The organism is Sphingobacterium sp. UBA5789 (assembly GCF_002418355.1).
GTDB lineage: Bacteria > Bacteroidota > Bacteroidia > Sphingobacteriales > Sphingobacteriaceae > Sphingobacterium.
In genome coordinates this window covers 344871-366033 of record NZ_DIDX01000001.1, presented here as the reverse complement: position 1 = coordinate 366033, position 21163 = coordinate 344871, and the positions used below count along the sequence as shown (strand labels likewise).

General features: G+C 35.8%; 23 protein-coding genes. All 23 read right to left on the bottom strand.

Annotation, left to right across the window (positions count from 1 at the left end):
• Position 1: 1 nt before the first annotated feature.
• The gene (locus tag B4B65_RS01610) at positions 2 to 1363 is read right to left on the bottom strand and encodes a hypothetical protein (RefSeq protein ID WP_293912768.1); all 1362 of its coding nucleotides are present in this window, start codon (positions 1361 to 1363) and stop codon (positions 2 to 4) included.
• An 11-nt stretch (positions 1364 to 1374) separates the two neighbouring features.
• The gene (locus B4B65_RS01605) at positions 1375 to 2433 is read right to left on the bottom strand and encodes a hypothetical protein (RefSeq protein ID WP_293912766.1); all 1059 of its coding nucleotides are present in this window, start codon (positions 2431 to 2433) and stop codon (positions 1375 to 1377) included.
• A 2-nt stretch (positions 2434 to 2435) separates the two neighbouring features.
• Positions 2436 to 3770, bottom strand: a complete 1335-nt coding sequence (locus B4B65_RS01600) for a hypothetical protein (RefSeq protein WP_293912764.1) — start codon at positions 3768 to 3770, stop codon at positions 2436 to 2438.
• Positions 3771 to 3781: 11 nt separating this feature from the next.
• Complete coding sequence (locus B4B65_RS01595) at positions 3782 to 4531, bottom strand: SDR family oxidoreductase (RefSeq protein ID WP_293912762.1); 750 nt, start codon at positions 4529 to 4531, stop codon at positions 3782 to 3784.
• Positions 4516 to 5433, bottom strand: a complete 918-nt coding sequence (locus B4B65_RS01590) for a Gfo/Idh/MocA family protein (RefSeq protein ID WP_293912760.1) — start codon at positions 5431 to 5433, stop codon at positions 4516 to 4518. The genes B4B65_RS01595 and B4B65_RS01590 overlap by 16 nt, the downstream gene beginning before the upstream one ends.
• 6 nt (positions 5434 to 5439) lie before the next feature.
• Positions 5440 to 6168 carry an acylneuraminate cytidylyltransferase family protein gene (locus tag B4B65_RS01585; protein ID WP_293912758.1) on the bottom strand — a complete coding sequence of 243 codons (729 nt, stop codon included), beginning with the start codon at positions 6166 to 6168 and terminating at the stop codon, positions 5440 to 5442.
• 6 nt (positions 6169 to 6174) lie between these two features.
• The gene (locus B4B65_RS01580) at positions 6175 to 7227 is read right to left on the bottom strand and encodes a nucleotidyltransferase family protein (RefSeq protein ID WP_293912756.1); all 1053 of its coding nucleotides are present in this window, start codon (positions 7225 to 7227) and stop codon (positions 6175 to 6177) included.
• Positions 7224 to 8375, bottom strand: a complete 1152-nt coding sequence (gene neuC, locus B4B65_RS01575) for a UDP-N-acetylglucosamine 2-epimerase (protein WP_293912754.1) — start codon at positions 8373 to 8375, stop codon at positions 7224 to 7226. Before neuC ends, B4B65_RS01580 begins: the two co-directional genes overlap by 4 nt.
• Positions 8376 to 9380 (bottom strand): N-acetylneuraminate synthase, encoded by a 1005-nt coding sequence (gene neuB / locus B4B65_RS01570; protein ID WP_293912752.1) that lies wholly within the window; start codon positions 9378 to 9380, stop codon positions 8376 to 8378.
• Positions 9377 to 10000: an acetyltransferase gene (locus B4B65_RS01565; protein WP_293912750.1), complete on the bottom strand. Its 624-nt coding sequence runs from the start codon at positions 9998 to 10000 to the stop codon at positions 9377 to 9379. Before B4B65_RS01565 ends, neuB begins: the two co-directional genes overlap by 4 nt.
• 4 nt (positions 10001 to 10004) lie before the next feature.
• Positions 10005 to 11147 (bottom strand): LegC family aminotransferase, encoded by a 1143-nt coding sequence (locus B4B65_RS01560; RefSeq protein ID WP_293912748.1) that lies wholly within the window; start codon positions 11145 to 11147, stop codon positions 10005 to 10007.
• A 2-nt stretch (positions 11148 to 11149) separates the two neighbouring features.
• Positions 11150 to 12337 (bottom strand): UDP-N-acetylglucosamine 4,6-dehydratase, encoded by a 1188-nt coding sequence (locus B4B65_RS01555; protein ID WP_293912746.1) that lies wholly within the window; start codon positions 12335 to 12337, stop codon positions 11150 to 11152.
• A 1-nt stretch (position 12338) separates the two neighbouring features.
• The gene (gene rfbA, locus B4B65_RS01550) at positions 12339 to 13199 is read right to left on the bottom strand and encodes a glucose-1-phosphate thymidylyltransferase RfbA (protein WP_293912744.1); all 861 of its coding nucleotides are present in this window, start codon (positions 13197 to 13199) and stop codon (positions 12339 to 12341) included.
• Between the two features lie 5 nt (positions 13200 to 13204).
• The gene (gene rfbD / locus B4B65_RS01545; RefSeq protein ID WP_293912742.1) at positions 13205 to 14068 is read right to left on the bottom strand and encodes a dTDP-4-dehydrorhamnose reductase; all 864 of its coding nucleotides are present in this window, start codon (positions 14066 to 14068) and stop codon (positions 13205 to 13207) included.
• Positions 14065 to 14613: a dTDP-4-dehydrorhamnose 3,5-epimerase gene (rfbC, locus tag B4B65_RS01540; RefSeq protein WP_293912740.1), complete on the bottom strand. Its 549-nt coding sequence runs from the start codon at positions 14611 to 14613 to the stop codon at positions 14065 to 14067. The genes rfbD and rfbC overlap by 4 nt, the downstream gene beginning before the upstream one ends.
• Before the next feature lie 34 nt (positions 14614 to 14647).
• Entirely contained in the window at positions 14648 to 15016 is a 369-nt protein-coding gene (locus B4B65_RS01535) for a four helix bundle protein (RefSeq protein WP_293912738.1), read from the bottom strand.
• 58 nt (positions 15017 to 15074) lie between these two features.
• A complete protein-coding gene (rfbB, locus tag B4B65_RS01530) occupies positions 15075 to 16124 on the bottom strand; it encodes a dTDP-glucose 4,6-dehydratase (RefSeq protein ID WP_293912736.1) in 1050 nt (349 codons plus the stop codon).
• A gap of 77 nt (positions 16125 to 16201) precedes the next feature.
• Positions 16202 to 16717, bottom strand: a complete 516-nt coding sequence (locus B4B65_RS01525; protein WP_293912735.1) for an ArsR family transcriptional regulator — start codon at positions 16715 to 16717, stop codon at positions 16202 to 16204.
• A gap of 83 nt (positions 16718 to 16800) precedes the next feature.
• Positions 16801 to 17799, bottom strand: coding sequence for a mannose-1-phosphate guanylyltransferase (locus B4B65_RS01520; RefSeq protein ID WP_293912734.1), 999 nt, complete (start codon positions 17797 to 17799; stop codon positions 16801 to 16803).
• A gap of 196 nt (positions 17800 to 17995) precedes the next feature.
• Positions 17996 to 18349: a four helix bundle protein gene (locus tag B4B65_RS01515; RefSeq protein ID WP_293912732.1), complete on the bottom strand. Its 354-nt coding sequence runs from the start codon at positions 18347 to 18349 to the stop codon at positions 17996 to 17998.
• Between the two features lie 49 nt (positions 18350 to 18398).
• On the bottom strand, positions 18399 to 18818 hold the full coding sequence (locus B4B65_RS01510; RefSeq protein WP_201681217.1) for an adenylyltransferase/cytidyltransferase family protein: 420 nt from the start codon (positions 18816 to 18818) through the stop codon (positions 18399 to 18401).
• An 89-nt stretch (positions 18819 to 18907) separates the two neighbouring features.
• Complete coding sequence (locus tag B4B65_RS01505) at positions 18908 to 20191, bottom strand: nucleotide sugar dehydrogenase (RefSeq protein ID WP_293912728.1); 1284 nt, start codon at positions 20189 to 20191, stop codon at positions 18908 to 18910.
• Between the two features lie 42 nt (positions 20192 to 20233).
• A complete protein-coding gene (locus B4B65_RS01500) occupies positions 20234 to 20686 on the bottom strand; it encodes an adenylyltransferase/cytidyltransferase family protein (RefSeq protein ID WP_293912725.1) in 453 nt (150 codons plus the stop codon).
• Positions 20687 to 21163 lie beyond the last annotated feature (477 nt).

Here is a 21163-nt window from a genome sequence, read left to right as displayed (position 1 = left end):
ATTATTTGTAAAGCTTAGTCAATAAATTCTTCAACTGTGATAACTGCAAAGGTTTGTAGAAATCTAACTTTTGCTCATTGCTATGTGTTAAGTCTGATAACCTAAAATCTGAAGGTGATTTAAATAAGGTAACCCCTTGTAAAGTGAAAAACTGACGAAAAAACCAGTAGTTTTGCCTTTCAAACAGATAAACATGCTTTTGTGATTGTAGTAGTTCGAATATGACAGACGAATAAATTACAATATAATGGTCAGTTTGTGCAATAAGATCACTAATACTCATCTGAGCAGGGACAACATTGATATTAACATACTTAGAAAAGAGTTCTTCATATTCACGAATAGAATCATACTGTGCCGGGTGTAGTTTATATTGAAAAGAAATACTTGGATGTAGCTTTGCTAATGATATCGTTAGTACATTAAGTTCGTCTTCATGTTCTTTAGTAGATATAATAGCCACAGCATTTCCTCCAACATGAGATCCGGAAATATTATGTATTGCTGTCCCAATCTCAACCGACTGTGTTGGAATATTATTACTCTCACTCCAAAAATTTGAATATGTAAGGAATAAATCTGGAAATATAATATCGGACCGATCATTTGGTTTTGTACCATAATGCCATACAATGTTAAATTCGATCACATCTGCATGCTGAAATTCTAATACTGGAATATCTAACTTTTGCGCAGCAAAGATTAACCCCTTCTGGAATCCATTTTGATGAAGAAAAATAGCTTTAAAACGCCCAAAACGAAAAAGAAACTTATAAAAGTAATAATGTACCTTAAATTTGAAGTAAATATTAAGCAATACATCTCGGGATACTATCTCATACCCATACGTCTCGCGCAGAGCGCATATTATGAGATCCAAATTCTTCACAGGAATATCACTAACATACTTATCCCAATAAAAGCTTCGAAAAGCTTTTAACAAATAAAAGGTGATATCTCCGACACCATTTTCACGATACTTAGGCTTGCCTGTAACAGTTTCGTATAGTAAAAACCTGTTTGAAATTAGAGGTTTAATAGACTCTAGATACGGATCATAGTACCTGCCATCTTGGTCAACAAAACGGGACACCCCGAAAAAAAAATAATCTTTTCGGAGAAGTATTTTCAATAGTGATAAAACTTGTTTAACAAACATAAACATCTTAGATGCCGCACCAACCGATGGTCTGGGTTTACTTTTAATATCTTCTTTGTATATTATATAATTCCAAACCTCTGCTCTAAAAATATCCCATAAAGGAATATCTTTATTTGAACGAATGTTGAACAGTTTGTAATCTGATTCCATCTTAAAAAATAAGTCTGGATCCTCCAAAATTCTTTCTCTATCGTCACTCATAAATCACTCTTCTATCCAATCAAATTGATTTTCCCTGACAACCAGGATGACACTATAATTTTGTTCCCAACGGATTTGATACCGATAGGATCGCATAATCTACCCTCTGCATATCCAAAAGACAACATTTTTTTTACAAAAGTTAGATCACGTGTATACCAAAACACATTTCCTTGCTGTTTGTCAAGAAAACAGTAAAATTCGGAATGGGCAACTATATCATGGGGAATAAACATCTCATCGAATATATGCCTTCTCACCATGCCAGAAGCTAAACTAACAATGATACAACTACCGAAATGTCCCCAATCAAAGATAAATAACTCGTTTCCTATTACGCGGAATCTCCAAGGCTTTTCCATGTCTTGGACACGACAAAGCAAAATATCTTCCTGCAAGTAAACGTTACCATCTGAAGCTATCCGACACAATGATCCAGCATAATAAAATCTATATATATCTTTATTAATAGTCTCTATCTGGTAATGCTGCCCCTGATCACGGGATATTGCAATCTTATTATTGTAACAACTGCTAAAGATAACATGATCACCATACCGGTCGATTTGAGTCAACATCAGACCCTGTCCGGACAAAGCAGGGATTGTTTTATCATTTATTTTAACAGAATCCTTAGACTCCAATACACACATATCTTCCCCAATTAATTCTATATCCCAAGGATAGTAGTAGGTATTACTATTAAAGAATTTTGTATCCTCAACTACGTTATCTGAACCATCTATGAATATTTGTATTAAATAGTTTAATCGTTGACATTTAAGCTTCAATTCCAACTCAGAACTATCGCTTTGAATCAGCATAAAATATCTTCTGGACATTTTCTCTGCTATTTCCTTCCACTCTGAGGTAGTTAACTCCAGATAATTGGCGTTATCACAAAGCAGTAAATAAGTCAGGAAATCAATTCTATCAGTATCTAAAGAATCACATGTATAAAAAGTTTTTGATTCTACCCATAATAGATCATCTACGATATATTTTCTATCGAGATCCTCATAGAATCTTAAACTACTTTTTTCTTTCCGAAAAAATTCTGACACCTTCATATTTAAGGTTTAAGATGTGCGATAACTTGGTTCCCGTATTTATCATTAGTCGCTACAGCAAAGCTTTCAACCTTATTTAATGGAATAGTATAGTCATCAAAGGTATAACTAAAGTCTTGTGAAGAATGGTTCAGATAGTCAAAATTGTCGTGAAAGTACTTTCCGTCTTTTGTCTTAATCGCTAAATACGGTTGTGGACCGAAAGTTTCTCCCTGAGTTACTGATATTATAAGCTGATTCCGCTCTAAAGCAATATTCCACTTAATACTATTTTGAGTCCTTTCTGTCTCATCAAATAAAATCTGTTGAAATGCAGAAAGTGTCTCGCTAAATTCAAAATCAACATCAGGAAATTGTTTAATTACGCTTGATAATAACACTCGAAAATCATCGATTTCTTTTTTCATATCTCGCCAATCATGATTTGTAATTCCTAAATAGACTCTTTCTCCATTTTTTGCTCGTTCGAATGCAACTGCAATCTCATCAAATGTGATATTCCTATGTCGAGAATTCATATTCAGAACACGTGCAACATAGCGATTCATGTCACCAGTTTTTCTCCAATCTCTATGATTAGGATGGTACATGGACCAGTCAAATGGAGCTCCTCGCCAGTCGCCAAATCTGCCATTGGTAAGATCTCTCTGCAACTTCGGTTGAAACTCTTCCTTAATAGCTTGGTTGGATGGATCAAAAGGTATCCATTGCTCAAGAAAATGATTGGAATCAAATCGCACCGTGTGAAAGCCAGCTCTGTTCACAATCGGAAACCAACTTCTCTCTATTAACCTTCTAGACAAAATTTGATGCAGTTCGTCCATGGAATTCTCATAAGAGGTAGCTGGTATATGTGCATCCTTAGAAAAAGAAATTGGATGAAAATGCCAGTGCAATTCATCACTTTGTGAATTGGGCTCTGCAATTCTTTTTTGATAATAATCAAAAATTTTCAAATATCCCAAATCTCTTCTTCGAGGATTCTCACCTGTGAATCCAACGTGATCCATGACATGCCAATTGTAGCACCAACCGTTGCCTTCAGAATCTACCATAGCCTTACGATACTCCTCTGACATAATCTCATTGAGCATCTTATCAATTTTTTCCCAATCACCTAAAAAATTAATAGTATGGGGATCGATTATTAACCTCAACTCTTCCCATAGTTCATCGGTGACCTCAATCTCACGGCTTTGCAATCTCCGAACGTTTTCCTCTGTCGCCTCAAGTTCTATCCCAGTTACAAACTTTACGCGTTTGAATAATTCGCCTAAACTTTCGTACAATGGTCCTTCTGTGTCAATATGATGACATATATATACCTTACCTTTCATTATTGTTCTTTTTATATTGCGGTCCATCCGCCATCAACCATTAAATTATGTCCTGTGATAAAAGATGCATCTTCCGAAAGCAAAAACGATATTGCTGGAGCCATCTCACTAGGATTACCAAGCCGTCTTAACGGCGATCTTTCGCTATATCGTTTTATAAATGAGGGTTGCTGATTCTTTTCATCTAATACGCCTCCTGGTGAAACGCAATTTACTCTTACATTATACGGCCCATAATAGGAAGCTAAATATCGTGTGAAGTTGATCACTCCTCCTTTGATCGCTGAATACGCAGCTGGCGAGGTCCCGTTATAATCTTGATAAAGTGTAAAATCGTTACCTACAACACCATAAATAGAGGCAATATTAACAATAGAACCAGATCTTTGTTCTTTCATAATCTCCATAACTTTTTGACAGATATAAAAGGTGGCATTTAATTGCATATTTACATTCTCAGACCAAGACTCAAAGGCAATATCTTCAAATTTATTCCCCCAATCCGCTGTTCGAGGATAAGCAAGATTAACTAAACCATCAATTCTCCCGTATCGACTCATCACCTCATTTACAGATAGGTCAATCCCATCCTTAGCAGCTATATCGGATTCTAAAAATAGTTCAGCCTCACACTCATATATTTTGATATCAATGGCCACCACCGTTGCTCCATTTAAAACTAGATGCCTTACAGATTCGCGACCAATAAGTCCACCCGCACCCGTGACCACTATTACTTTATCTTTTAATCCTGTATACATAACTCTAATACCTTATATGCTTCTTCAATCGGATTGAAAATAACCTTATTTTTCAATATTTCGTTAATAAAAAATTCCATCTGTACACGATAAGTATCTATAATTCGTTGTTCTGATGTATAGATTGGCTCATTATCATAAAAAACTGTATTGGATAGCAGATCAACTACATAGGTCCCCTCTTCTGCCACAATTTCTATAGTACGTTTTGCATCTTTACGATAATAGTTTAGAATAACTGAGACGGGGAATTCAGGATATTGCCATAGATAATTTGCATAATCATAGGCTGAAATCCCTAGAGATGATGTATTGGAGTAGAAAGATCTTGCGGATACCGGTTCACCAAACAACCAATATACATAATCTAATTCATGTATTAAATCTATATGAACACCTCCACCCATTTCTTTATTTGCGCTATACACTTTCTTGAAATCTACGCCTGGCCTCCAATCTGGTAGAAACGAACCACAATATACATTGACTTCGTTAACTCGTTTATTAGAGATTAAACTTTTTAGGTAAATAATCGAATCCAAAAATCGAAGATTGCAAGCCACATAAGAAACTACCCCACTCTTTCGTATATCCTCAATAAGCTCATTAGTAGAAGAATTCAGTCCGGAAAACAAAGGCTTCTCTACAAACAAGGGCTTCCCGTAGACACTAAAACGCTTTATATATTCAAAATGGTATTCCGTCGGATTAGCAATTAAAATAAAATCAATGTCATCTAAGTTTAGATCATCAATGCTAAACACATTAGTGACGCCTGGGAAAATAGATGCATTTTCGGAATTGCTTCGCATTGCCAAAATTTCAATAGCCGGAACTACAGCATGAAGTGCCAATATATGTTTTTTCGCTATAGATCCCAATCCGATAATGAGTACTTTCATAGATTTCTAATAATTGAAGTTAAAGTCCAGCCTCTTGTTAGTAACCAAGAAAGACATTATTTCAAAATCGATTACATGATCTAAGTCGAAACATAGATGTGGTACTTCATAAACAATACTTTTCTCCGTTATTACTGTCCGATATCCTTTTTCAAAAAAAGAACTCTTAAAAATATAGAATGAGGCATTAAGATCGAACACGCGTGGAGCAGACTGTCTGGTCATAAATTGCCCCTTCTTGCATAGGGTATAAAATCCATCGTCAGTTTCCTCTACCATATTGAAGTATGGATTGCGATTAGCTGGACTTACAGAAAAGAGATTCAACGCATGCTTATTTTGGAACAAGAGTTTTATAGCTTCGTCCAAGTCAACAATAGTACGCAAAGGTGAAGTGACATCCAAATCCATTACAAAATCATAGCGGATATTATTTTTTTGTTCCGCAAAGTTCTTAACATCGACAATAGCGTCCAATTTACCTGCGGTGTCACTTGCAAGATGCTCCGGCCGTTGATAATCCAGTTTAATTTTTGATCTTCCTAATTTATATACCACCTCTTTTATCTCAGCATTATCTGTTGAGAGATAAATATCTATGTCATATTTGTCACTTAATTGTTCTGCGATTTCGATTGTATAATCGATCAAAGGTCTCTCATTAATAGGTCTGATATTTTTGCCTGGGATACCTTTTGACCCACCTCTAGCACAAATTGTAATTAAACCTCTCATCTAAATTTATAATTTTATATGCTTTATATCTTCCTGTGCTTTTTTATAGTCTTCATGCTTCCCGATATCCAGCCAATACCCGTTGATAGGGTAAGTAATCAACTTAAGATTCATTTCTATAACTCTGTCCATTAAATCTGTTATATCAAAGAACTCATTTTTTGGTATCATATTTAAAAGACTCTTTTTTAATATATAAATACCAGCATTGGAATAGTAAGTGTATCTTGGCTTTTCTTTTAAAGAACGAACTGTATTTGATTCATTTACCTCCAAAACTGCATAGGGAACGTCTACATGATATGAGGTCGCTGCAACAGCCATATCCGCTTCAGATTCTTTAAAAGTCCTAAAGAAATCGCCAAAATCTATATTAGTCAACAAGTCTGAATTCATAATAATAATATCATCATAATTAAAATGATCTACTAAGAGAACTGACCCAATAGTACCTAAAGGCTTATCTTCACATACATATTTAATACTAATCTCCTTACTTGATCCATCACCAAAATAATTTACCAATTGATCGCCTAGATAATTTATACTTAGATGTATTGTACTTATTCCAACTTCCTTTAACCGATCTACATTATGTTCAATAATAGGTTTATCACCTACAATTAGCAAGGGTTTAGGGGTCCTTTCTGTCAATGGTCTTAAGCGCTTTCCTTCTCCACCAGCCATCAATACAGCATCTGCAGGGATTAATGTTTTACGTATTTTAAAGTCAAGTATATCAACTATTTTTTGTTCTGAATTAGTTATTGGAACAATCTTAAGTAAATCTTTCTTAAGTTTTTCTAACTTATTAAAGTCATGATCATATTCTCTTATATATATTGGATTAGGTTGTATAAAATCTACTAAACTGTTGTCAAAGCCCAATCCCTTAATAAATCCTCTACGAAGATCTCCATCAGTTAGTGAACCTAATAAAGTTTTATGATCATCTACGACAAAAAGAATGGAAGAAGGTGCTATAATATCTAATTTTATTAAAGCATCTCTTACTGATTGCCCTTTATAAATAATATGTTTTTCAACTAGAGATTTCATACAATTGTATTAAAATGTTTTTCTATAGTAATAATATTATCTATTATCACTTTTGCTATTCTATTTGCAATATTGTCTTGATAGTAAGGATTAATTACCTCCTTTAGCTCTCTGTTAAGATATTTTCTCCTAACTTCATCAAATCCTATCCTAATTCCTTCGAGAGTACATGGAACATTAAAGACACTAGCAGCCTGTACCCTCCCCCTTTGTCTATCACCAATATTCAGAGTAGCAGTATTTAGCGAAGGCGCTTCTAGTATACCACTTGAACTATTGCCCACTATTGCTGTGCATTCTTGGACTACAGATAAAAAGCGTAAAGAACCTAATGATGTAAAAGCTTTTGCTTTTACAGGATTCTTAATCACATAATTGTCTATCATCTGGTTAATAATCCTACCATCTGTATCAGCATTAGCTTTTGTAAATATAAAAAAGCTATCCTGCTGTTCGTCTATTGCATCCAGCAAAATTTGAAACTGCTCTTTTGAACTTAATTCTCCTAAAGTTTCCGGATGAAAAGTAATCTGATAATTATATTTTAAGAATTTAATCTCTAAAACCTTTTCAAGTTCTTCTTTAGTCAAAAGTTTAAGATTCCGAATATTATCTAAACCTATAGCACCAACATTAAACACTCGATTAGGATCTTCCCCCATCTGAATAATTCGATTTCTATATTCTTCGGTTGAAGCAAAATGAAGATGGCTCAACTTCGTTATTGCGTGTCTAATAGCATCGTCATAGGCCCCTTCCGTGATCTCACCTCCATGAAGATGCGCTATCGGAACCTTAAAAATTGTTGCTGCAGAAGCAATTGCCAACATCTCATAACGGTCTCCTAATATAACTAATAAATCAGGCGATAATCTAGGTAACACATCAGCCATACCGTTCATAGCAAGCCCCATTGTCTTAACAATACTGCCCGATGTATCTGACGATAATAAAATCTCTACTTTTTCATTGATTGTAAAACCATCAGCTTCAATTTGCAAATAAGTCAAGCCAAATTCAGGAGATAAATGTGCACCAGTAGCAATAATTTGTAACTCTAAGTCGGCTGACTGCTGTATTAAATCCATTAATGGTTTTAATAAACCATATTCTGCTCTTGTCGCTGTAACTACACAGATCTTTCTCATCTACAACACAATTAGTTCATCTTCGTTAAAATCCTGAATGGCAACCTTCCCGATAACATTATCCCATTCCATTGGCGAAATCCCATTGCCTGGTCTTTTGACGGTTAGGTTATCTTCCGTAAAAATTTCTCCTTTTTTTATATTCTGAGAGGCCACTAAACTTTTACGCGCTATTGCCATGTTCTTTTTCTCTGATTCACTAGGTTCTTTAATACCAGAACCTGAAATAGCTTCTTCTATATTTCGGATAGCACTAACCATAGTTTTCAACTCTATTGGTTCTAAAGAGGCAGCATGATCCGGCCCCTCCATTGTATTATCTAGTGTAAAGTGCTTTTCTATTATTTTCGCACCTAGAGCTACCGCCGCAACAGGAACTTCAATTCCTAAAGTATGGTCAGAGTACCCAATATTTACACCAAATTCATCTGCAATGCTTAACATAGCTTTTAAGTTGACATCTCTCATTGGTGTTGGATATTCGGTATTGCAATGTAAAATCGAAATATCAGATACACCTTCTTTTACAAAGATTTGAGTCGCAGCTGCGATATCTTCCATTGTGGACATACCTGTTGATAATATAACTTTTGAGAACAATTTAGCTGCCTTTCGGAGATAAGGTAAATTTGTAATTTCACCGGAAGGTATCTTGACTAAATCCAACCCAATATCTTTCAAATATTGTAAAGAATCTAAGTCAAATGCGGTAGAGAAAAACCGAACACCTTTTTCTTTGCAATAAGCAATTATTTTTTCGTGGTCTGTGTGTGATAGTTCCAACTGCTTAAGCATCTCTAATTGTGAGTCTTCACTATTACCGGTATTCGTAATCTGATAATCTGCCTTTTTCGCATTTTTAGAAACAAGCTTATCCGCTTTAAAAGTTTGGAACTTCACATAGTCAACTCCCGCTTCAGCAGCTGCATCAACCAACTTAAAAGCATTGTCTAGTGAACCATTATGATTTACCCCTGCTTCGGCTATTATTAATACTCTACTCATTGTTTTATTTTTCTAACTGGATTTCCAACCCAAGTCCCGTTATCTTCAATATCTTTAATAACCACTGATCCCGCTCCTACTACAACATTCTCTCCAATAGTTATCCCTTGTTTAATTATCGTATTTGCTCCAATAAATGTTCCTGTACCGACCGTAACACTTCCTGCTAAAACAGCTCCTGGTGCAATATGAACTGAATCACCTAACACACATTCGTGCTCTATAATAGCTCCGGTATTTATTATGCAATTTTGTCCAACTGTTGCTAACGTATTCACAACACAATTACTGGATAGGAAACTTCCTTTACCGATGTGAACAAAATCATTAATTACCGCAGCCGGATGTATAACAGTGACAACCTCTTTACCCGCGTCTATAATCCGCTCAGCCACTCGTCTGCGGATATTATTATCTCCTATTCCCAGCACAAACTTATCGATCCTATTCCAATCAAAGGATTCGCTACTCTCATCACCCAAAAATGTCAATTGATAAGGGTTATTATGCTTTATCTTAGATCGATCACAATAAAAATGAACGGGTATTCCCATTTTCCTACAAGCATCCAATACCACAAATGCATGTCCAGAATATCCTATTATTGCAACACTATCCATCTTTCTATCTTACACTACTAGGAATGTTCACAATTCGTTCTTCTAAAAACTCCGCATTGTGTTGAGCATCTCGCTGACAATGTTCATACATAGGCAGGCGATACATAAGATTCCAAATTGGCCTTGTCATTACCCCATTCTGATTTGTATGCTTTAGAAAATTTTCCCTATCCGTCTTATTATTCAATTCAACACACATTAACCAATAATTAGCTTTCGTGTCTGGAGTTTCTTTTCTGAATTTTATTCCTAAATCAGTAAACAATGCAGCATATTCATGTGCCATCTGCCTTTTATCCTCTAAGAAACTTTCTAAGACCTCCATTTGAGCACAAGCTAACGCAGCATTTAGATTCGGCATTCTAAAGTTATATCCGAGTTCATCATGGAAAAATTCATAAGGATGTGGTCGTTTAGCTGTTGTTGTTAAGTACTTGGCATGTTTTCCTAGCTCTAAATCATTGGTAATTAAAGCACCACCACCACCACAAGTAATCGTTTTATTGCCATTAAAAGAAAATCCGGATACTAATCCAAGGGTACCGGTATGTTTCTCCTTATAATAGCTACCCAAAGATTCCGCAGCATCTTCTACCAATGGAATATTCCATTTATCGCAAACCGCTAATAATTCATCTAGATGTACAGGAAAACCAAAGGTATGCATCGGCATACAAGCAGCAATGCGATGTCCGGTAGATTTATTATAACAACCATCTTCGCGAAGCTCTCCAAACTCTTCTAAAAAGGATGATAAAGCCTTTGGAGATAACCCCATAGTATCTAAATCTACATCTACAAAAATCGGCGTTGCATGATTATAAACAATGGCATTAGCTGTTGCAATAAAAGTTAACGCTTGGGTTATCACTTCATCACCAGCTTTCACACCTGCCAATCTTAAAGCTACCTGAAGAGATGCTGTACCGTTTACAACAGCTACAGCCTTTTCAGCTCCTGTATAAGTTTGCATCATTTCCTCAAACTTATCTACATAAGCTCCAACAGACGAAACAAATGTAGAATCTATAGTATCCAGAACATATTTTTTCTCATTACCTCGGAACCGCGGTTCATGAAGAGGAATAAACTTATCAGTTTTATATTGATCTCTAATAAAAGAGATTATATTATCTATATTCTGCATAATTACATTTTAGCGTCGAGATATTTCCCTGTTTCTTTATGCCCAAAGTCCGGAATCATTTGAAAAAATAAATCAACAATTTGTTCTTTGTCCCACTTTTTATTCGATTTCATATTCTGAATAGCAGATTTAAACAACTGTAGTTTATCTTCTTCAATCTTCAATTCATTCTTAATTACACCTAAATTTTCAAATCGATTCATATCAAGAGTTTCGTGTTCTGTAAAAAACTCTTCAAAATCTTTCTCGCCAGTAGTGTCACTTCCTGTAAATAGGCAAGGCCATTTCCCTTCTTGAGGTAAAGTATGGACTAACGCTCTAGCTTCATTTTCATCTGCACACAAATAAGGCTCATACCCCATTTCTTTCAAATATTTTTCGGCAATCTCTGCAAAAGTAATTAAGTGCAAATTCTCACTTAATTTAGGGAAAAAGATATCCCTATTTTCACCAAATATACAAGACATTAAACATAATTCGCCAGACTCTTTCGGGATGACGAAATAACGCTTAATATCATTAGGTGCAACAATAGGTTGCCTCTTCTCAATACGCTTATTAAATCCATGCAATAAAGAACCATCCGAAAAAGCAACATTTGCAAAACGAGCTGTAGAGATAGTAATTTCTTTACTACGGCGCATAAGAAACATTTCCATAATGCGCTTAGACGCTCCCATCATATTCACAGGATTTGCAGCCTTATCCGTAGATACGCAGAAGTATTTTTTTACCCCTTTGTCAATAGCTTGTTGCAAAGTTTTGTCTGTATTGAAGACATTGACATCGATCATACGCATCAAGGTATAGGGATCCTTTTCGCTACGTACGTGTTTTAATGCTGAAAGATTTAAAACATAGTCGTAATCACCATCTGCTTCCCAAAAAGCATCGTATTCAATAGAACCGATATCTAAAGCAAAAGTCTGAAAGTCTCCTTCGATATATCCAAAAGAACTTCTGATATCGCGAACTAGTTCTACCATATTATTCTCAGAAATATCTACAACATGTAATTTCTTAGGATTTCTTTTAAAAATCTCCTTTGTTGTTGCCTGGCCAATAGAACCGGCTCCGCCAATAACTAAGAATTTTGAATTGGAAATAATAGCTTCTAGCTCCTCTTTATGTTTTTTTATATCTTCATTAAAGAGCTCTTCCTTTCGACCTATAAGATTTAAAATATTCATATTACCTTACAATATTCAATAAATATTCACCGTATCCAGATTTTCTTAACGGTTCAGCAATCTGCAATAACTGTTCTTTATTAATATATCCCATACGATATGCTATCTCTTCAATAGCGGCAATTTTCATTCCTTGACGCTCCTCTATCACCTGAACAAACTGACCCGCCTGCATAAGCGAATTAATCGTACCAGTATCTAACCAGGCTGTACCTCTGTTAAAAACACCAACTTGTAGTTTACCTCTTCGCAAGTATTCTGCATTAATATCGGTAATCTCCAATTCTCCTCGGGGAGAGGGCTTAATGTTTTTTGCAATTTCTACAACATCATTATCATAAAAATAAAGTCCAGGAACAGCATAATTAGATTTTGGTTTTTTCGGTTTTTCTTCAATAGAAACAACTTTATTATCCTTATCAAATTCAACCACACCATACCGCTCCGGATCTGAAACCTGATAAGCAAATACCACTCCACCATTTGGATCTGCTGAATCCTGTAGTAATTTAGACATTCCTGATGCGTAAAAAATATTATCTCCCAGGATCAAAGCAACTTTATCCTTACCAATAAAATCTTCCCCCAAAATAAAAGCCTGAGCCAATCCATCAGGACTTGGTTGCTCCTTATAGGAAAACTTACATCCAATTTGAGCACCATCTCCAAGCAACTTTTGGAAATTAGGAAGATCTTGGGGAGTTGAAATAATTAATATCTCATTTATACCCGCCAACATTAACGTAGACAACGGATAATAAATCATAGGTTTATCATACACTGGCATTAACTGTTTTGAAACAGCTAATGTCAAGGGGTGTAAACGAGTACCTGAACCGCCTGCTAATATTATTCCTTTCATTTTTTTTAGTTTTCGATTTCTATATTCCTAGCAATCATCACCTTAAGGCTATCTTTCCAATTGGGAGTTTCAACCTTAAATACCTGCTTTATCTTTGATTTATCTAATAAGGAGTATCTTGGTCGTTTAGCCGGTGTAGGATACTGCGTAGTTGGAATTGGATTTATTTTACAATTTAAACCTTTAATTTCACGAATGGCTAACGCAAAATCATACCAGGATAACTTTCCTTCATTACTATAATTAAAAATACCTCCTTGCCATGTGTCAGAGTTAATAATATTTACGATTGCCTTTGCCAGATCATTTGCATAGGTCGGCGAACCAATCTGATCATTGATTACTGAAATCTCCTCCCGCTCGGACATCAAGCGAACCATAGTTTTTACAAAATTATTCCCATAAACTGAATAAACCCATGAGGTACGGATAATAATTCCATCAGGAAGCCATTTTTGGATAGCATGCTCGCCTTTCAACTTTGTCAATCCATATATATTGATAGGATCTACTGGAGCGTCCTCTTTCAAAGGGATATTGGAATTGCCGTCGAAAACATAATCTGTAGAAATGGCTATAAGCTTAGTTCCATGAATACGGCAGTATTGAGCAATTTCCGATGTTGCCAGATGATTAATCTGATCAGCTAACTCTTGTTCTGATTCCGCCTTATCTACAGCAGTATAGGCTGCTGCATGAATAATGACATCAGGTTGGTATTGTGCTAAAAGATCTTGAATGATCAATGTCTGATCTAAAGGCAAGTGTTTACGGTCTAAGAAATGACATTCCTTTTCAGCATCATTTCTTAGTATATCTTTAAGTTCAGATCCTAATTGTCCGTTTGCTCCTGTAATTACTATTCTCATATTCCAAAAATTTCCTTAAAACTGGGAGCGGCTTTGTCTTTATCAGATAACAACATTTCTTCTAAAGGAATTTGCCAGTCTACAGCCAGATCTTTATCCAGCGGATGCACACCACATTCTGATTCTTTATTATAGAAATTATCACATTTATAGAAAAAGGTTGCGGTTTCACTTAACACGACAAAACCATGTAAAAATCCTCGCGGAACAAAGAGCTGCAGATTATTCTCAGCAGATAGTCTGACTGCAACGTGTTGGCCAAACGTAGATGATCCGGCACGTACATCTACAGCAATATCAATTACCTCCCCTTCTAAAACCCGAACCAGTTTAGCTTGTGCATAATCTCCGGATTGCGCGTGCAATCCTCGCAACACCCCTCTTGTGGAATAAGACTGGTTATCCTGAACAAAATGCGTGTTAGTTCCAGTAAGATCATTAAAGGTTTTTTCATTGAAACTCTCCATAAAATAACCGCGCGAATCGCCATACTTAGCTGGCTCTAACACAAAACAACCGGAAAGTTTTGTTTCTGTAGCTTTCATATTTAATTGTTGATATAGTTATAATGATAAATGGTTAAAGGGGATTAGCATCTTTATTATTTAAACTCGTTATAAGTTTAGCAATCATATTTTTAATAAAATGTATTCGTTTAAAGATATCTTCATTCTTTTGCATAAATCCTAAGCGGACAGAAATTTCCAATTGTGTTTCGAGTTCACTTGTCGACCCTAAGGCAATATAAAGAAACCGGATAAATTCGGCTTTTCCTTTTCTTCCAGCCCCTTCAGCAATATTAGAAGGAATTGAAACTACTGATCTTTTAATCTGGCTAGTCAGACCAAACATTTCCTCTTTAGGAAAGTCTACAGTAATTTTATAAACATCCTCAACAAGTATCATACTCTCTTGCCACAGCTTTAAATCCTTATGCGAAGTAACCATAGACTTATCCCCTCTAACTTTATAACCTCTTAACCGTTTCAGTTTATAACCCTTTTAACTATCTATACTGCTCCTCATAATACTTTTGATAATCCCCAGAAGTAACATGGTCCAACCACTCCTGATTATTAAGGAACCAATCGATAGTGACAGAAAGTCCTTCTTCAAAAGTAACTGATGGCTGATAACCGAGTTCCTGATTGATCTTAGCAGCATCAATTGCATAACGGAGATCATGTCCGGGGCGATCTTTCACATAGGTAATTAACTGATTGGCAGTTCCTGCTGGGCGTCCCAATTTCTCATCCATCTGTTTACACAATTCTTTAACCAGGTCAATATTTTGCCATTCGTTAAATCCACCTACATTATAACTTTCACCATTTTTCCCTTGATGATATACGAGATCAATGGCTTTAGCATGATCAATTACAAAAAGCCAGTCGCGTGTATACTTACCATCACCATAAATAGGAAGTGGTTTATTATTTAAGATGTTATGTATACATAAGGGAATAAGCTTTTCAGGGAAATGATTAGGTCCGTAATTATTGGAACAATTGGTCAATACAATTGGTAAACCATACGTATCATGATATGCTCTTACAAAATGGTCCGATGAAGCTTTAGAAGCCGAATAAGGAGAATGTGGATCGTACTTACTTTCCTCGGTAAATAATCCGGTAGCACCGAGTGCTCCAAAAACCTCATCCGTGGAGACATGGTGGAAGCGTTTTCCCTCAAAGTTATCCTTCCATATTTCTTTAGCTGCATTCAACAAGTTAACAGTTCCGATAACATTTGTCATAACAAAAGCTGTAGGATCTGTAATAGACCGATCGACATGTGATTCTGCCGCTAAATGTATAACTCCATCCGGTTTATACTGGCGGAATATATCCAGAATTAGCGCAGCATCCGTAATATCAGCTTTAATAAATTGATAATTTGGTTTATCCTGAATATCTTTTAAATTTTCCAAATTACCCGCATAGGTCAATGCATCTAAATTGACAATATGATATTCCGGATATTTTGTAACAAATTCACGCACCACATGGGAGCCAATAAATCCGGCCCCGCCGGTAATGATAATCGTTTTGCTCATATATTTCAAGTGCTATTCTTAAAAATTTTATAAAATCATAGAATTACTAATGCAATGCAATCCTTTTTTTCAGCAATCTATTCCTGAGAACTTCTTCGGTATAAGCTAATTTTTTGTTCTTCAAAAGGTTGATTAAAATAAACTTCCACCTTTTTATCCAAACGTGAGCCTACCTTGTCCGCTAACTGCAATAAATATGCCTGATTTATTGTATTACCTAAAATAAGTACCTCAATAACTCCACTATCTAATCCTTTTGCATAATTACCAATTAAACTAACTTCCTGAATATCCCCTGATTGTTCTAATATATGATCAACAAACTGGTCAATTCCCAAAAAAGTATGAATCAAATTTTGAATGGGCTTAAATAGGGAATGTTTAGTATTAGCTCTATAAAGTATTCTGTTTTTATCTGTTTCTTTATCCAGATACCCTGCATCTGAAAGTTGATTGAGTTCTTTTCGAATTGCATTTGTTGACTCCTGAAATTCTTCTGCCAAACCTCGCAAATGGCTCTTATTACTTGCTGAAACGAAAAATTTAATCAGCAATTTAAGTCTGGTTTTTGAAGTAATTATAGATTCTAACATTGGACAAAGTAACTGAGTAACAAAAGTACTCACAATGATTTATATTAACAAATCTTTCGGGTTTAGCATTTTATTTTTGTTAGTTAGTCTATCAGTTTCGACTGATGTCTTTCCAAAGTATTATAAATCTTCTTGACATCCTGCGATTTTTCTTTCTGCAATATTAGAAAAGCATCTTTAGTATATACCAGTATAGTATTCTTTAATCCTACGAAAGCAGTATAGGTATCTGTCCCAATAGCCATATTACCATTTTCATCTACCGGATGACCCGTCTGTTTTAGATAATCATACATAGATTCAAAAGATCCCAGATCCGACCAGTTGAAATGCGTTGCTACAACGCGAATCTTCTTCGAGCGTTCCATCACTGCATAATCTATACTAATGGCAGGAACTTCCTTAGACAACTGTTCATCTAATACATTATCTTTCCGGTGTTTCCATGCTGCTAAAGCCGTAGCATATACTTTTGGTTCAAACTGCTGCAATTCCTGTAGAAAAGTATCTGCTCTGAAACAGAACATTCCTGAGTTCCACAGAAAATTTCCCCGTTCAATAAAATCTTCTGCAGTATCCTGATTTGGCTTTTCTCTAAAGGAAATAACCTGATCCTCCTGATATTCGATATAGCCATAGCCCGTTTCAGGGCGTGTAGCCTGTATACCAAAGGTGACGATATATCCTTGTGAGGCCTTTTCAATCCCCTTTTTCATCGATTCTTCATAGGCCTGTTCGCCCACAATCACGTGATCCGAAGGAGTTACGATCAGAATATCATCTGATTTAGCAGCAAAGGCAGCAAAAGCAATTGCCGCAGCTGTATTTCGGGGAGTGGATTCAACTATATCTATATATTGTATGCCATTATTTTCCATCACTTCGCGACTAAGCTGATGGTTATCTCTGTTACCAACAACAATAACCTGATCAGCCAAAGTCTGATTACGGTTGACCGTCATTTCAAACAATGAGCCTTCTTTGAAAAGACTCAGGTATTGTTTGGGATAACTCTTACGTGACAAAGGCCACAAACGACTTCCGACTCCGCCAGAGAGAATAACATGTATTATATTGCTCATTTTTATGTTGTTACTATATTATTGATAATGTTAAAAGGGTTGATAAAGTTTATATGGTTGATATGTTAACACTTTCGTTATATCTCTTGTTTATGATATTTAAAGTAAGTAACATTGACATTATTCTATTTTTGAAATATTGTTCAAAAATTTGATATAATAAAAAGCTTTTTCTAATTAGATTCCTAAACATCTTTTAACTCCTGGATTTTAGATTCTTAATCAGATTTGAAAGCATACTTTTGATAAGGCGAACCTTTGGGGTATACATATCTACATCTTTAATAAAACCCAATCTGAATGCTATTTCTAATTGCGTCTCTAATTCACTAACTGAACCTAAAGCAATATGTAAAAATCGTATATACTCAGCATTACTTTGACGACCCACACCTTCTGCAATATTAGAAGGAATGGAAATTACTGATCTCTTTATCTGGCTAGTCAATCCAAATAATTCATCTTTTGGAAAGACAGCAGTAATCTCATAGATAAGCACAACCAAATCCATTGATTCCTGCCAAACTTTAAGATCCTTATGATTCGCCATTATTAACTATTTAAACCCTCTCAACTGTATAAACTTTTCAACTATGTCACTATTTATCCGATTCTTTCTCGGCTACTACTCTTCTTAATCCGCTACTGGAAAACCGGTGTGTCCGTTTATTATAATAGATCTCAATACCCTTATCCACACAATATTGACGTCCTGTGAAATCCTTATCCCGATATTCCTCTCCGATAATCCGTATATCAATAGGCATTCCCTGGATAATATCCGCCAGATCCTGCTCACTGGTGTAAGGAACAATTTCGTCCACATAACGACAGCCCTCCAATTGAATAAAGCGCTCAACAATAGTCTGTGTCGGTTTATTTTTCTCCGGAAAGACCTCTGAAGGATCCGTATTCAATCCAACAATCAGGTAATCACAATTTCTCTTAGCTTCTTCCAGCATCATAATATGACCGGCATGAAGCAAATCAAAAACACCGAATGTAATTCCTATTTTCATATGTAAATTGTATTAGTCAAAATTAAAAATTAAAACAACACTCCTGTCAAAAAAACATAATTTGACTCCCTTCCTCTACTATAATAAAATTAAAGTCGGGCATCTACTGATTGCTTATCCCAAAACCCTTTTGCATCAAATATTACTCCATTTTCTTTGACCAGAGACCTGGGCTCAATCTGTCCAAACTGATGATGAGCAACAGCTAATACGGCTCCATCATAAAAAACAGCAGAAGGTAATTCCTTTAAAATACGGATACTATATTCCTTTTCAAACGCCTCTTCGTCTACCCAGGGATCATAGACATCTACAGTAAGTCCGAAATCCTGCAGTTCCCGGATAATATCCATTACTTTTGTATTCCGGTAATCTGCACAATTCTCCTTAAATGTAACGCCCAATATCAAGACATTGGCACCCATTAAAGCGGTTTCTCTGGAGATCATAAGCTTTATTAGCTTTTTGGCGATAAAAGTCGCTATCATATTATTCACCTGACGACCTGATAAGATTACCTGGGGATGATAGCCTAGACGCGTTGCCTTGTATGTCAGGTAATAGGGATCTACAGAAATACAATGTCCGCCGACCAATCCGGGCTTATATTTTAAAAAGTTATATTTTGTTCCGGCAGCTTCCAATACCTCATTAGTATCTATCCCCATGCGATCAAAGATCAACGCCAACTCATTTACAAAAGAAATATTGACATCTCGTTGTGCATTCTCAATAGCCTTAGAAGCCTCTGCGACTTTGATAGAAGGAGCAAGATGTGTCCCGGCTGTAATAATCTGTTTATATAACTGATCAATAAAAACGGCTATTTCAGGTGTGGAACCGGAGGTTACTTTTACAACTGAAGACAAGGTGTTTACTTTATCTCCCGGATTAATTCGTTCAGGCGAATATCCAACGAAAAAATCTCTATTAAATGTGAGTCCGGATTCTCTTTCCAAAAGAGGCACACATTCTTCTTCTGTACAGCCCGGGTAGACAGTAGATTCATAGATTACAATATCTCCTCTTTTTAATATACTTGATACAAGACGTGTAGCGGATAAAAGAGGTTGCAGATTCGGGGTATTAAAGGCATCAACTGGGGTAGGTACGGTAATAATATATACCTGCGCATTTCTTATATCCTTAAGATCACTACTGGCAGAATAACCTATAGCGAAAGATGAAGTATTTTCATCTTTAATCAGCTTGAGTAATTCTTGTTTAGAAATTTCTAAAGTACGATCATATCCGCTATTAAGTTCAGCAACTCTTGTTTCATTGATATCAAATCCAACAACCTGATGATATTTTGAAAAAGCCAGCGCCAAAGGTAACCCTACATATCCCTGTCCGATAACGGCGATGTTCATACTATTCTGCATATCCGTGAATTATGATTGTACAATCAAGACCTATAATTGCGTATTTTGTGCTTCCTTCTCCGCTACAATACGACGAAGACCTGAGCTTGAGAACCGATGGTCACGGCTATTGAAATAGAGCTCAATACCATTTTCTTCACAATATTGACGTCCGGTAAAATCACGTTCCTTGTACTCATCTCCTACTATACGGACATCAATTTTGAATGCGCGCAAAATATCTTCCAGATCCTGTTCTGTAGCATAAGGAACAATCTGATCAACATATTTACATCCTTTAAGCTGGATATAACGCTCTACAACAGTTTGCGTAGGTTTATTTTTCTCCGGACGATCTATGGTAGGATCTGTCTGCAGTCCGCAGATTAGAAAGTCACACTGACGCCGGGCATCTTCCAGCATTTTGATATGACCGGCATGAAGCAGATCAAATGCACTAAATGTAATGCCTATACGGAGATCTTTATGTTGTATATCTTTCATTTTAGTCTTATATCATTTTTTTAAAGTATAAAATTACCGCTTTATACGAATCCACTTATCAAAAGTCCAACAGCAATAAGCAAATTATATGCCTTATATATGCATTTAATAAATAAAGATAATTTAATCTCTTCCAATTGTAAAGTTAGCAATAATGAATTGATTAATTGGCCACGGAATAAGTGAAAACAGCACGTATCTTGCTGAAGCACCTGCTTAGACCTCATTCATGAATAGTCAGATTAACAACACTTAGCTCATGGGCCAACTTAAGCTTCCGCTGTTATCCTCGTCAACGGAAGTATTGAGGTGAATGACACGCTTGATACGAACAGGATTTAAGCCTTCCTGATAAAAAAGAGGAGAGAAAAACTAATTCGCGAAACCGTTGTCGCTTCTATGGCGGACGTCTATCTACGCCTAGAAGACTATAACTATACTAAAACCTCTCTGCTCTGCGGGCATCTCTCCTTGAAA

Coding starts and splice junctions, on each gene's coding strand:
- B4B65_RS01520 (WP_293912734.1), bottom strand. CDS start 17,799: ATGAGCAATATAATACATGTTATTCTCTCTGGCGGAGTCGGAAGTCGT.
- B4B65_RS01510 (WP_201681217.1), bottom strand. CDS start 18,818: ATGAAAATAGGAATTACATTCGGTGTTTTTGATTTGCTTCATGCCGGT.
- B4B65_RS01565 (WP_293912750.1), bottom strand. CDS start 10,000: ATGGATAGTGTTGCAATAATAGGATATTCTGGACATGCATTTGTGGTA.
- B4B65_RS01590 (WP_293912760.1), bottom strand. CDS start 5,433: ATGAAAGTACTCATTATCGGATTGGGATCTATAGCGAAAAAACATATA.
- B4B65_RS01505 (WP_293912728.1), bottom strand. CDS start 20,191: ATGAACATCGCCGTTATCGGACAGGGATATGTAGGGTTACCTTTGGCG.
- B4B65_RS01515 (WP_293912732.1), bottom strand. CDS start 18,349: ATGGCGAATCATAAGGATCTTAAAGTTTGGCAGGAATCAATGGATTTG.
- rfbC (WP_293912740.1), bottom strand. CDS start 14,613: ATGAAAGCTACAGAAACAAAACTTTCCGGTTGTTTTGTGTTAGAGCCA.
- B4B65_RS01595 (WP_293912762.1), bottom strand. CDS start 4,531: ATGTATACAGGATTAAAAGATAAAGTAATAGTGGTCACGGGTGCGGGT.
- B4B65_RS01585 (WP_293912758.1), bottom strand. CDS start 6,168: ATGAGAGGTTTAATTACAATTTGTGCTAGAGGTGGGTCAAAAGGTATC.
- neuB (WP_293912752.1), bottom strand. CDS start 9,380: ATGAGTAGAGTATTAATAATAGCCGAAGCAGGGGTAAATCATAATGGT.
- B4B65_RS01535 (WP_293912738.1), bottom strand. CDS start 15,016: ATGGTTACTTCGCATAAGGATTTAAAGCTGTGGCAAGAGAGTATGATA.
- B4B65_RS01560 (WP_293912748.1), bottom strand. CDS start 11,147: ATGCAGAATATAGATAATATAATCTCTTTTATTAGAGATCAATATAAA.
- rfbB (WP_293912736.1), bottom strand. CDS start 16,124: ATGAGCAAAACGATTATCATTACCGGCGGGGCCGGATTTATTGGCTCC.
- B4B65_RS01600 (WP_293912764.1), bottom strand. CDS start 3,770: ATGAAAGGTAAGGTATATATATGTCATCATATTGACACAGAAGGACCA.
- B4B65_RS01500 (WP_293912725.1), bottom strand. CDS start 20,686: ATGAAAGATATACAACATAAAGATCTCCGTATAGGCATTACATTTAGT.
- B4B65_RS01525 (WP_293912735.1), bottom strand. CDS start 16,717: ATGTTAGAATCTATAATTACTTCAAAAACCAGACTTAAATTGCTGATT.
- rfbA (WP_293912744.1), bottom strand. CDS start 13,199: ATGAAAGGAATAATATTAGCAGGCGGTTCAGGTACTCGTTTACACCCC.
- B4B65_RS01605 (WP_293912766.1), bottom strand. CDS start 2,433: ATGAAGGTGTCAGAATTTTTTCGGAAAGAAAAAAGTAGTTTAAGATTC.
- neuC (WP_293912754.1), bottom strand. CDS start 8,375: ATGAGAAAGATCTGTGTAGTTACAGCGACAAGAGCAGAATATGGTTTA.
- B4B65_RS01610 (WP_293912768.1), bottom strand. CDS start 1,363: ATGAGTGACGATAGAGAAAGAATTTTGGAGGATCCAGACTTATTTTTT.
- B4B65_RS01580 (WP_293912756.1), bottom strand. CDS start 7,227: ATGAAATCTCTAGTTGAAAAACATATTATTTATAAAGGGCAATCAGTA.
- B4B65_RS01555 (WP_293912746.1), bottom strand. CDS start 12,337: ATGAATATTTTAAATCTTATAGGTCGAAAGGAAGAGCTCTTTAATGAA.
- rfbD (WP_293912742.1), bottom strand. CDS start 14,068: ATGAGAATAGTAATTACAGGAGCAAACGGACAATTAGGATCTGAACTT.